This window comes from Streptomyces thermodiastaticus (genome assembly GCF_014656135.1).
GTDB lineage: Bacteria > Actinomycetota > Actinomycetes > Streptomycetales > Streptomycetaceae > Streptomyces > Streptomyces thermodiastaticus.
The window spans coordinates 17,957-29,665 of sequence record NZ_BNBV01000004.1; the positions used below are offsets into that span (position 1 = coordinate 17,957).

The window sequence follows — 11,709 nt, forward strand, 5'->3', positions numbered from 1 at the left end:
GCGTGAGATGCACTCCGCTGACCGTGTCGAGGCTCCGGTGGTCTCGTGCGGTGCTGTTCGACAAAGGTCAGACGCACGGCTGGTGGCGCGGCCGGTGTTCACCATGCAGGCGGGGTCAGTTGTCTGTCCGCAGAGGGTGGCGGAGAACGGTGGTGACCAATGCGCCACTCCTGAGGGCAGTGGTCCAGCCGGTCGTCAACGGACCTGCGCAGTACGCCTCATGCGCGTGCCCAGGCCGCCATAGGCCAGGGCTGTCCCGGTGGATGAGCCGTTCGGCAGGAGGATGCCGCCGCGAATGGCGCTCGCGGTGCCGGGGGCGTGTGTGTCCGTCTCCGCGTACGGGTTGCCGTGACTACGGACGTCCTGTTCGGCGAGGTCGCGGGCGGTGCGTGCCAGGGTGTCGGCGCGGGGCAGTGCGGCCGGATCCTGGGCGGCCAGCAGATGCCGGGCCTCGGCGAGGCGGACACGGGGCGTGGCACCCACGCTGCCTCGGTGGGTGGTGGTGAAGGCGTCCGCGGCGGCTACGGCACTGCGGGCGGTGAGCAAGGCCGCGGCGGACAGGACCCCCGTGCGTCCCGCGCCCAGCGGTGCCGTCGCCGCCACGATCCGGCGCAGGACGGCCAGCGGGTCGTAAGGGCGTGCGGACGTCAACTCCCGTCGCAGTGACATCAGAACGGCGTCGGCGTGCAAGATCCTGGCGTGCACCTCGCCGGCGGGGACCCCTGTCAGCCCATCCTTCGCCCCTGCCCTGGCCGCTTCCGCACCGCTCAGCGCGGGCGCCACCAACGTTGTCGCCTCGTCCAGTTCGGCGGCGAAGCGTGAGACGGCATCGAGGAACACCGCTGCCTGGGCCACCCCGGCCTCCGTGGCGCGCAGTTCCGCGGCGGCATGGCTCCTGACGCCCCCGTCGGCAGCCCGGCGTGCCCGGTCGAGGCGGGCCGTTGCGAACGCCAGCCGGCTCCTTGCTTGTTCCACGTAGCCCAGGACCGGTTCGCAGGCGGTGGACGCGTAACGCCCGTGCAGGCCTGCCATGACCGTCTCCGTCGTCGGCGCGCGGACCGAGAGGTCGTGCAGTCGTCGTTCCACGAGCGTGAGTGCCTCGGTCAGGCCCTGCTCCCCGTCCAGGCCGCGCACCGCGTCGAACTCCGCCGCCGTCGCGTCCAGCAGCCGCCACGTCTCCTCGCACCGTGCCTTCATCTCGGCCAGCGCCTGCTGCCTTGCCCGGCCGTCCGCGGGGTGGGGGACGCCCTCGTCGTAGCGTTGCCGCAGCCGGAAGGCGGCCGTCAGTTGTGCTTCGGCCTGGTGCACCGCGCGGGCGAAGGGTGCGCAGGCCTCGGCTCCGGACCGTGCCTGGGCGAAGACCAGCTCCTCCCGGGAGGTGCGGAGACAGTCGTCGGCCAGGACCAGCGCCTCGCAGACCTGCGCTTCGAGCGCGGCGGACGGCAGGTGCCGGGCCGGGGTTCCGACGGGGCGGAACGGGCCCCCGAAGCCGGCCGAGGCGCTCGGGGTGGTTGCGGCGCTCGGCCTGCGTGCATAAGGCCCGCATGCGTCAGTCCCGCGTGTACCGGTCCGGCCGTCCGACCCGTTGCGCGGGCCTCGGTGCCTGGCACCGTCGCCGCCGTCCCGCTCTCCGGCGCCGTCCCGCTCTCCGCCGCCGGGCGTCGTCCGGGTCCGGGCGCGGCGGGTGCGCCGCAGGTATCCGTAACCCGCGAGGGCGCCCGCCGTGACCACCGCGATGAGCGGCAGGACGAGGTCGTCGGCCGACGTGCCGTCCTGCTGCGGTGCGGCGGCGGGAGCCACCGGCCCGGCACGGGGCGCTGCAACCGCGGAGGCGTCGGCGGCCGTCGTTGTGGGGAACACCAGCCACACGATTCCCACCGTGCCACCCAGCAGGGCATGCGTCGCTCGCGCGGGCCACCGCGAGGCCGCGCGCCGCGCCCGGATGGGCCGGGGAGGGGATGCCGTCACATTCGGGAGCGTAGGGCCGCCCCGTCGAACGTGCGAGCGGGGCTGCGTCAGCGGTGGGGCGGCCCGGGCGCGGTCACGCGGGAGGGGAGAAAGGGCATGGAGCGCAGCTCGGGGCAGGGGAGCGGCAGGGCGGAGCATGCGTCGGGACGGGAAAGTGGTGACGCGGAGCATGCGCCGGACAAGGGCACCGGTGCCGTGGGTCACGAGAACGGTGATGTGTCGGCGGCAGTGCAGGCCGCGACGGCCACTGACGCCCCGTCGCCCGTCGGCGGCTCCGCACCAGCCATGGCCGGCCACCCGAGCCCACCCCGCCTCCCTCGCCGCATCCGCCGCCTCGTCCTGGCCCTCGCCCTCGCCCTCCCGCTCCTCGTCCTCCTGCCCCTGCTCGCCGCCGAGGCCGCGCTGCGGCTGAACTACGCCGGTGAGCCGGCCGACGGGACGTACACCCGGGGCCGGGACGCGCTGTGGCTCGGGCATGCCTGGGTGGACGGGCGGAAGACCGACGCCGATGTCGCCGCCCTGTCCCGGCGGCTGCGCGGTACCGGGATCCGTGACCTGTATGTGCACGCCGGGCCGCTGGAGCACGACGGCACGCTGCCGCGCACGGCCTACCGCAAGGCCGCCTGGCTGGTCGGCGCCGTGCACCGGGAGCTGCCCGGGGTCAGGGTGCAGGCCTGGCTCGGTGACGTGCTGGCCACGGAGAGCCCGGACGGGCTGCACCTGGAGCGGGCGGCGACGCGTGCCGCGGTGGTCGCGTCGGGCCGGGCGGTGCTGGACGCGGGGTTCGACGGCGTCCACGTCGACCTGGAGCCGCTGCACTCGGGCGACCGGAACTACCTCGGTCTGCTGGACGCGCTGCACGCCGTGACCCGCGGGCACCATGCGCTGCTGTCGGTCGCCGCGCACCAGATCGACCCGCTGCCAAAGTTCCACTCCCTGTGGAAGACGCTCACGAACCACCCCAAGTGGTGGTCGCAGGCGTACTTCGGCGAGGTGGCCCGGCGCGTGGACCAGATCGCGGTGATGTCGTACGACACCATGCAGCCGCTGTCCGGCCTGTACGGCGGGTACGTCGCCCAGCAGACCTCGCTCGCCCTGGAGGTCACCCCGGCCGGCACCGACCTGCTGATGGGGCTGCCCTTCTTCCACGAGAACCGGTTCGGGCACTGGGCGCACGCCGAGACGGTGCCGGCCGCGGTGCGCGGCGTGCGGCTCGGGCTGTCCCGGACGGACCGGGAGCGGGCCCGGTTCGGGGTCGCCCTCTACGTGGATTTCGCCGCCACGGAGGAGGACTGGGAGGCGTACCGGGAGGGATGGGTGCACGCCGCGTGACCGTGCGGTGCACGTCCCGCGTCCGGCCGGACGTCGCCTCCCCCTGCGCCTCCGCGCCGGCCCCGGGCCCATTGCTCCACGCGGGTGACCTTCGCGCCCCGCGCCGCCGTGTCGCCTCGGGGCGGCGGAGCCTGTCCTCTTCAGTGGGGCCGTAGATCTGGCCGTAGATCTGATCAGCGCCAAATCACCGCCACATACCGCTGAAAGTTGACATAGCTCCCGTATGTCTCTGCCCGCGTCGCCTGCCCTGCCCACCGGCGGGACCGGCTCCTCGGAGGTTGCACAGATGTCGTACGACGGTGTCGGGTCGCGCGCGGTCCTGCGCTCCATCGCCTTCCTGGCCGCGGGCGTGCTCACGGTGCCCTGGCTGGCCGGCTGCGGCTCCGACGACGAGGGCAGCAAGCCGCTGGCTCCTCAGGACATCGCGGCGGCCGGCCGGGCGCAGGTGGCCGACGGAGGCACGCTGCGCTGGGCCGTGGACGCCCTGCCGCAGACCCTGAACGCCTACCAGGCCGGTGCCGACGCCGGCACCACCCGGGTCGCGCAGGCCGTGCTGCCGGCCATGTTCCGCATGGACGCCGCCGGGCGGCCGCAGCGGGTGGCCGACTACCTCGACGACGCCAAGGTGACGGACACCGAGCCGAAGCAGGTCGTGGTCTACCGGCTCAACCAGCAGGCCGTGTGGAGCAACGGCCGGGCGATCGGCGCCGACGACTTCGCCGCGCAGTGGCGCGCCCTGTCCGGCAAGGACGCCGCCTACTGGACCGCCCGCAACGCCGGCTACGACCGCATCGAGAAGGTGGAGCAGGGCAAGAACGCCCAGGAGGTGCGGGTCACCTTCGCCCGCCCCTACGCCGACTGGAAGTCGCTGTTCTCCCCGCTGTACCCGAAGGAGGTCACGGGCAGCGCCTCCGCGTTCAACGACGGCGCCCGCAAGGAGCTGAAGGTCAGCGCCGGGCCGTTCACCGTGCAGAAGGTCGACGCCCAGAGCAAGGACGTCGTCCTTGTCCGCAATCCGCGCTGGTGGGGCCACCGCGCCAAACTGGACCAGATCGTGCTGCATGAGGTGCCGCGCGACAAACGTGCCGCCGCGCTCGCCGACGGCACGGTGGACGTGGCCGAGCTCGACCCCGCCGACCTGCAGAAGCTCACCCTGACCGCCGGGCCTCCCGGCAGCTCCGCGCTGCTCGCTCTGCCCGACGGCGGTGCCGCCGCGCAGGCGCTGCGCTCGTGGGCGGTGCGGCACGGCTCCGACCAGCAGGCCGCGGCGGCCGAACGGCAGGCGGTGCAGGAAGGCCGGGACCAGCTGAGCACCTATCTCCGGCAGCAGCAGAGCCTGCGCGGCTTCACCCTGCACAAGTCCCTGGAGCCCGCCTACACCCAGCTCGCCCTCAACGGCGCGAGCGGACCCCTCGCCGACGAACGCGTCCGGCACGCGGTCGCCCACGCGATCGACCGCAAGGAACTGGCCGAGGTCGCGCTGAAACCGCTCGGCCTGCCCGCGCAGCCGGTCGGCAGCCACCTCGCCCTGTCCGGGCAGGACGCCTACGCCGACAACAGCGACGCCCTCGGCGGGCAGGACACCGCGCGGGCCAAGGCGCTGCTCTCGGACGCCGGCTGGACGCAGGGCACGGCCAGCGGGCAGAAGAAGGGCGACAAGGCCGCCGGTCCTGAGGGCCGGCCGGCGACGGCCACCCCGAGCGGCGACGGCACCTACGTCGTGGGCCGGGACGACGAGGTGCGGCACGACGGGGACGGCAAGGGGCTGACCCGGCCCGGAGACCGGGCGGCCGGCGACGGCCACAAGGGACAGCGGGGAGAGGAACACCAGGGGCAGGACGGGGCGCGGGACGCCCACCCCCAGCAGTTCGGCCAGGACGGCCGGAGCTACACGCAGGGCGGCGCGCCCGGGGCGTACGCCCCGAAGGGCACCGCGGCGCCGGCCGGCACCGGGCGGCTGGCCAAGGACGGCAAGCCGCTGACGCTGCGGTTCGTGCTGCCCTCCGGGCCCGGCTCGCAGACCCTGGAGAAGGTCGCCGACCGGATCAGGGTCATGCTCGACCAGGTCGGCATCGGCACCCAGATCACCAAGGTGCCCGACACGAGCTACTTCCGGGACCACATCGCGGCCGGCCAGTACGACCTGGCGCTGTACTCCTGGCCCGCCACCGCCTACCCGGCCACCGACGCCCGTCCCGTCTACGCCAAGCCGGTGCCGGCCGCCGACGGCTCGCTCAGCGTCCAGCAGAACTACACCCGGGTCGGCACCGACCAGGTCGACCAGCTCTTCGACCAGGCCCTGTCCACGCTCGACGAGGAGAAGGAGCGGGAGCTGATCCGCAAGGCCGACGCCCGGATCTGGGCGGTCGCCGGGTCCATCCCCCTCTACCAGCGGCCCCAGCTGGTGGCCACCCGCAGCACCCTGGCCAATGTGGGCGCCTTCGGTTTCCAGACGCCCGTCTGGGAGGACATGGGCTTCCTGAAGAAGGGGGCGCAGCCGGCGCCGGCGCCGTCGACGTCGTCGTAGCGTTCACACACGACAGTGCATGTATAGGGGCACGCGTCGGGCCGGTCGCCTGACCAGCAAAGAGGCCCGCCCCCGGGATTGGGGCGGGCCCTCGTCGCGCTCGGCGCGGTCGGCGGCGCGGCCGTGCGCGGGTCTACCCGCGGTTGCGGCCTCGGTGCCGCGGACACTGGCACGGCGGCCACGCCGACGTGTGCAGCGGCTCGAGGCTGGCGTCGGCCATGATCCGTATCTCTTCGCCCCGCTCGATCACGCGGCCGTCACGGATGCGGGTAACGCGCATCGTCAACCGGGGTGGGTCGGGTTCCTGCGTGGCGTGGCGGCGGTCGGTCACTGGTCGGTCCGCTGGTCGGCCCTCCGCTGGCGGCGGAGCTCGGCCCACAGGGCGTCACCCTCCGGGCATCGCTCGTACCGGCTGCATGACGGGCACGGCGGCGTGTCGTCGGTACCCCTCAGGTGATTGAACAGGGCGGCCCTCGCCATGAACGTCGGGATCGAGTCGAAGCCGTGTTTGATCCGGCACGGCCGGCACGCGTACAGGGTGCCGCCCGCTCCGGGCCCGCGCTCGATCATCGCGACGGGGCGGGACAGTGCGGCGCCGTGGTGCCATGAGCACCACTGCCCGAATACGGTGCCGTCGCTCACCTGCTCGCCGCCGTTGGCGGCCGGCGCGGTCACTGCTCGCCGCCCGGGTGTGCGGCGGCGCGGTGCCGGCGCAGCAGCACGCGGCAGTCGACGGCGCGGGACAGGTCGCCGTCGAGCTCGGCGGCCCGGCGCTGGTTGTCGAGGCGTACGCACTCGGCGCACCCGGGCGCGGCCGGGGTCGGCCTCTGGGCTGGTGCTTTACGATCCATGGGTCGTCGCTCCCCTTGTAGCGGTGGCCACGCCCCCGGGCCGGTCGCGCGGCCGCGGGGGTACTTACTCGGCAAGTTACTGCTATACACCGCTATGTGCAGCTATATGCAGCATCCCAGGTCTGCACGCGGCCGTGCTCGGCCACATGCTCGGGTGTATGGACAGAGACCGGAGCGGCCGGATCAATCCCGCGCGGCCCGTGTACGTCTATGTACAGGTGGCAGACGACATCGCCGAGCAGATCAGGTCTGGCATCCTTGCGCCCGGCGCGATGCTGCCGGCGGAACGGGACCTTGCGGAGATATACGGCGTCGCCTACCTGACCGCCCGCCGTGCGGTCCGAGAACTCCGGGACCGCGGCCTGGTCGTTACGCTCCCCGCCCGCGGCACGTTCGTTGTGGAACGGTCAGCGGACGAGGGCTGAAACGCGACGCGAAAGGCGCCCCCCGTCGGCCGAGTGGCCGAACAGGGGCAGGGTGGTCACTTGAGCGGGGCCTGGTCGTTTCATCGCCGACCGACCACCGGACGAATCTCAGGTACCCCCACGGCCTGAGGAAGCGGTCGCGGAGGCCCATGCGGCCGCTTCCGGCCTGCGCGGACGCCACCCGGACGGGCCCGGTGGCCGGGGCGCCGTACCATGGGGTGAGGCCGTGGCGTGTTCAGCCCGGCAGGGCGCGCGTAAGCGAGGACGTACGCGCAGCCGATCGCTCACTCCGGGAGTACGCCTTCTATGGCCACGCGCCACGACATCCGCAACGTCGCCATCGTCGCCCACGTCGACCACGGCAAGACCACCATCGTCGACGCCATGCTGAAGCAGGCCGGCGCCTTCGCCGCGCACCAGCTGGACCAGGTCGACGACCGGGTCATGGACTCCAACGACCTGGAGCGTGAGAAGGGCATCACGATCCTCGCCAAGAACACGGCGGTGAAGTACCACCCCAAGGACGGCGGGGAGCCCATCACCATCAACATCATCGACACCCCCGGCCACGCCGACTTCGGCGGTGAGGTCGAGCGCGGTCTGTCGATGGTCGACGGCGTGGTGCTGCTGGTGGACGCCTCCGAGGGCCCGCTGCCGCAGACCCGTTTCGTGCTGCGCAAGGCGCTGCAGGCCCGCCTGCCCGTCATCCTGTGCATCAACAAGACGGACCGTCCCGACGCCCGGATCGACGAGGTCGTCGACGAGACCTACGACCTGTTCCTGGACCTGGACGCCGACGAGGAGCAGATCGAGTTCCCGATCGTCTACGCCTGCGGCCGCGACGGCATCGCCTCGCTGACCAAGCCGGAGAACGGCACGGTCCCGGCCGACTCCGACAGCCTGGAGCCGTTCTTCTCCACCATCCTGGAGCACATCCCGGCCCCCACCTACGACGAGGACGCCCCGCTGCAGGCCCACGTCACCAACCTGGACGCGGACAACTTCCTCGGCCGTATCGCGCTGCTGCGCGTGGAGCAGGGCGAGCTGCGCAAGGGCCAGACGGTGGCGTGGATCAAGCGGGACGGCTCCGTGCAGAACGTGCGGATCTCCGAGCTGATGATGACCGAGGCGCTCACCCGCAAGCCCGCCGAGAAGGCCGGTCCGGGCGACATCTGCGCCGTCGCCGGCATCCCGGACATCATGATCGGTGAGACGCTGGCCGACCCGGACAACCCGGTCGCGCTGCCGCTGATCAAGGTGGACGAGCCGGCGATCTCCATGGTGATCGGCACCAACACCTCCCCGCTGGTCGGCAAGGGCGCCACCGGCAAGGGCGCCGACAAGAGGACGGCCGTCAAGGACCGCAAGGTCACCGCCCGCCAGGTCAAGGACCGCCTGGACCGCGAGCTGATCGGCAACGTCTCCCTGCGGGTGCTCGACACCGACCGTCCCGACGCCTGGGAGGTGCAGGGCCGCGGCGAGCTGGCCCTGGCGATCCTGGTGGAGACGATGCGCCGCGAGGGCTACGAGCTGACCGTCGGCAAGCCGCAGGTCGTCACCAAGGAGATCGACGGCAAGACGTACGAGCCGGTGGAGCGCATGACCATCGACGTGCCCGAGGAGCACATGGGCGCGGTCACCCAGCTGATGGGCGTGCGCAAGGGCCGCATGGACAACATGTCCAACCACGGCTCCGGCTGGGTCCGCATGGAGTGGGTCGTGCCCTCCCGCGGCCTGATCGGCTTCCGCACCGAGTTCCTCACCCAGACCCGCGGCACGGGCATCGCGCACTCCATCCATGAGGGCTTCGAGCCGTGGGCCGGCCCGCTGCAGACCCGCAACAACGGCTCCCTGGTCGCCGACCGCGCCGGTGTGGTCACCGCGTTCGCGATGACCAACCTGCAGGAGCGCGGCGTGCTGTTCGTGGAGCCGGGCACCGAGGTGTACGAGGGCATGATCGTCGGCGAGAACTCCCGCTCCGACGACATGGACGTCAACATCACCAAGGAGAAGAAGCTCACCAACATGCGGTCCTCGACCGCCGACATCGCCGAGTCGATCGTGCCGCCGCGCAAGCTGTCCCTGGAGCAGTCCCTGGAGTTCTGCCGGGACGACGAGTGCGTCGAGGTGACCCCGGAGGCCGTTCGCATCCGCAAGGTCGTGCTCGACCAGCGTGAGCGCGCCCGTGCGGCGGCCAGGGCCAAGCACAGCAGCTGATCCGCACCCGGTGCGGCCGCACGGCCGTACCGCACACACCACCGAACGAGGGCCTGTCCGGCATCCGCCGGGCAGGCCCTCGCGCACACCGGGGCGCATCCGTGCCGTGGTGTGGCGCGGGCGGAGAAGCGGACCCGGGGTGCGCTGCCGGCGCTCCTGTGCGCGGGGGTGGTGCCGCGGGCCGGATGCGGGGTATGCCCGCTGCTCAACGGGCCGCGATGACAGGGCCGTAGAGGGTTTTCCCTACAACGCGGCGTCGAGACAGGGTCAAGACCGCTGCGCGGGGCCGAGCCGTTGCTACAGTGACCGAAATCTGCGGCTGACCGGGCGCTCGTGCCGGTGTGTCCGGTGCCGTGGACGGCCGGTTCGCGGGCATCCGGTACCGGTAATGCCGCCCTGCCGTATTCCGCAACCGGTTATTCACGCCCGTGTGTCCGCTATCCGGACACCATGCGCCGATACTCGTGTAACAAGTCCGTTTCGCAGGGATCTTTCACCAAACCCTTTGTCCGGATTTTGGAAGAAGTATGCGGCAGGTGTGATCGAACCGAGACCTTGAAGGTGTGGTTTGGTCTGGTTCGGATGGCAGATAGTTAGGCGCGTAGATGCTCGGATCAAAGGGTCACGCCGCCGTCGGCGCCGACTCACGAGCGCGGGGGGACACCTGACCATTTCAGGCGCCGGTTGACGGTGATGGTCGTGTGTCTCTCCATGCGGTGAACCATTGGACTCATGAGGAGGAGCCCCATGCGTGGTGCCAAGAGCGCCAAGTGGGTTGCGATAGCCGCTGTTGTGGCGCTGGGCGCGACGGCCTGTGGTGGCGGTGGCGACAAGGGCGGGGACAGCAAGGCCGCGATCGACCCGAACGGCAAGTTCTCGGTCGAGGTGGGGGAGCCGCAGAACCCGCTGCAGCCGGCGAACACCATGGAGTCCAACGGAAGCATCGTCATCAAGGCCCTGTTCTCCGGGCTCGTCGATTACGACAGCAACGGCAAGATCGTCATGGTCAACGCCCAGTCGATCGACACCAAGGACAACAAGACCTTCACGGTCAAGCTGAAGCCGGGCTGGAAGTTCCACGACGGCACCCCTGTCACCGCGAATTCTTACGTCAAGGCGTGGAACTGGGCGGCCAACCCGGAGCACAAGCAGACCAACAGCGCCTGGTTCGCCGACATCCAGGGCTATGACGATGTCGCCCCGGCCAGCGGCAAGCCGAAGTCGGACACGATGTCCGGCCTGAAGGTGATCGACGACAACACCTTCACCATCACGCTGTCCAAGCCGATCCCGTACTTCATCTACAAGCTGGGCTACGAGGTCTTCGACCCGCTGCCCGAGTCCTTCTACAAGGACCCCGCGGCCGCCGGCGAGCACCCGATCGGCAACGGCCCCTACAAGTTCGTCAGCTGGCAGCACAAGCAGTCGATCGAGGTCGCCAGGTTCGACGGCTACAAGGGCCCGAACCCCGCCAAGAACGGCGGTGTGATCTTCAAGAACTACGCCAAGCTCGAGACCGCCTACCAGGACCTGAAGTCCGGCAACCTCGACGTGATGCGCCAGGTCGCCCCGCGTGACCTGCCCGTGTACAAGCAGGACCTCGGCGACCGCGCCGTGGACCAGCCGTACTCGGCGATCCAGACCATCGCGGTGGCCTTCTACACCAAGCAGTGGAAGAACATCAACCCGAAGGTCCTGCAGGGCCTGTCGATGGCGATCGACCGCGACACCATCACCAAGACCGTGCTCCAGGGCACCCGCGAGCCCGCCACCGGCTGGGTCGCCAAGGGCGTCATGGGCTACCAGCCCAACGCCGCCGGCGACATCACCAAGTACGACCCGGCCAAGGCCAAGCAGCTCATCAAGGAGGGCGGCGGCGTCCCGGGCAACAAGATCTCCATCCAGTACAACGCGGACGGCGGTCACAAGGAGTGGGTGGAGGCGGTCTGCGGCTCCATCACCAAGGCCACCGGCGTGCAGTGCACCGGTGACTCCAAGGCGGACTTCCAGGCCGACACCAACGCGCGCGACGCGCACCAGGTGAAGTCCCTGTACCGCTCCGGCTGGGTGCTCGACTACCCGTTCATCTCCAACTTCATCCGCGACCTGTTCGGCTCCAAGGCCGACGGCAACCAGGGCGGCTTCTCCAGCAAGGAGATCGACGACCTGATCGCCAAGGCCGACTCGGCCAAGACGCTGGAGGAGTCGGAGAAGCTGTACCAGCAGGTCGAGAAGGAGCTGCCGAAGTACATGCCGAGCATCCCGCTCTGGTACTACAAGGTCAACGCGGGCTACTCGGAGAAGGTCACCAACGTCAAGTACGACCAGTCGGGTGACCCGATCGTGACCGGCGTTGAGGTCAAGAAGTAACCGCTGACAACGACAGCGT

At 71.0% G+C, this 11,709-nt stretch carries 7 protein-coding genes; 5 read left to right on the top strand and 2 right to left on the bottom strand.

Features of this window, described 5'->3' with window-relative positions; translation table 11 throughout:
* Nucleotides 1-195 precede the first annotated feature (195 nt).
* Nucleotides 196-1,860 (bottom strand): hypothetical protein, encoded by a 1,665-nt coding sequence (locus IE286_RS05380; RefSeq protein WP_189795458.1) that lies wholly within the window; start codon nt 1,858-1,860, stop codon nt 196-198.
* Between the two features lie 204 nt (nt 1,861-2,064).
* On the opposite strand from IE286_RS05380, the gene IE286_RS05385 reads away from it, so the two are divergent.
* A complete protein-coding gene (locus IE286_RS05385) occupies nt 2,065-3,300 on the top strand; it encodes a glycoside hydrolase family 18 protein (RefSeq protein ID WP_189795459.1) in 1,236 nt (411 codons plus the stop codon).
* A 286-nt stretch (nt 3,301-3,586) separates the two neighbouring features.
* Nucleotides 3,587-5,827: an ABC transporter family substrate-binding protein gene (locus IE286_RS05390; RefSeq protein ID WP_189795460.1), complete on the top strand. Its 2,241-nt coding sequence runs from the start codon at nt 3,587-3,589 to the stop codon at nt 5,825-5,827.
* 671 nt (nt 5,828-6,498) lie between these two features.
* On the opposite strand, the gene IE286_RS05395 is transcribed toward IE286_RS05390, so the two are convergent.
* Nucleotides 6,499-6,678, bottom strand: a complete 180-nt coding sequence (locus IE286_RS05395) for a hypothetical protein (RefSeq protein ID WP_189795461.1) — start codon at nt 6,676-6,678, stop codon at nt 6,499-6,501.
* A gap of 158 nt (nt 6,679-6,836) precedes the next feature.
* On the opposite strand from IE286_RS05395, the gene IE286_RS05400 reads away from it, so the two are divergent.
* The 3 genes from IE286_RS05400 to IE286_RS05410 all read left to right on the top strand — a co-directional run bounded on the left by IE286_RS05400 (nt 6,837) and on the right by IE286_RS05410 (nt 11,690).
* Nucleotides 6,837-7,103, top strand: coding sequence for a GntR family transcriptional regulator (locus IE286_RS05400; protein WP_189795462.1), 267 nt, complete (start codon nt 6,837-6,839; stop codon nt 7,101-7,103).
* Nucleotides 7,104-7,409: 306 nt separating this feature from the next.
* The gene (typA, locus tag IE286_RS05405; RefSeq protein WP_189795463.1) at nt 7,410-9,320 is read left to right on the top strand and encodes a translational GTPase TypA; all 1,911 of its coding nucleotides are present in this window, start codon (nt 7,410-7,412) and stop codon (nt 9,318-9,320) included.
* A 747-nt stretch (nt 9,321-10,067) separates the two neighbouring features.
* On the top strand, nt 10,068-11,690 hold the full coding sequence (locus IE286_RS05410; RefSeq protein ID WP_189795464.1) for a peptide ABC transporter substrate-binding protein: 1,623 nt from the start codon (nt 10,068-10,070) through the stop codon (nt 11,688-11,690).
* Nucleotides 11,691-11,709 lie beyond the last annotated feature (19 nt).

Coding starts and splice junctions, on each gene's coding strand:
- IE286_RS05385 (WP_189795459.1), top strand. CDS start 2,065: ATGGAGCGCAGCTCGGGGCAGGGGAGCGGCAGGGCGGAGCATGCGTCG.
- IE286_RS05390 (WP_189795460.1), top strand. CDS start 3,587: ATGTCGTACGACGGTGTCGGGTCGCGCGCGGTCCTGCGCTCCATCGCC.
- IE286_RS05395 (WP_189795461.1), bottom strand. CDS start 6,678: ATGGATCGTAAAGCACCAGCCCAGAGGCCGACCCCGGCCGCGCCCGGG.
- IE286_RS05400 (WP_189795462.1), top strand. CDS start 6,837: ATGGACAGAGACCGGAGCGGCCGGATCAATCCCGCGCGGCCCGTGTAC.
- typA (WP_189795463.1), top strand. CDS start 7,410: ATGGCCACGCGCCACGACATCCGCAACGTCGCCATCGTCGCCCACGTC.
- IE286_RS05410 (WP_189795464.1), top strand. CDS start 10,068: ATGCGTGGTGCCAAGAGCGCCAAGTGGGTTGCGATAGCCGCTGTTGTG.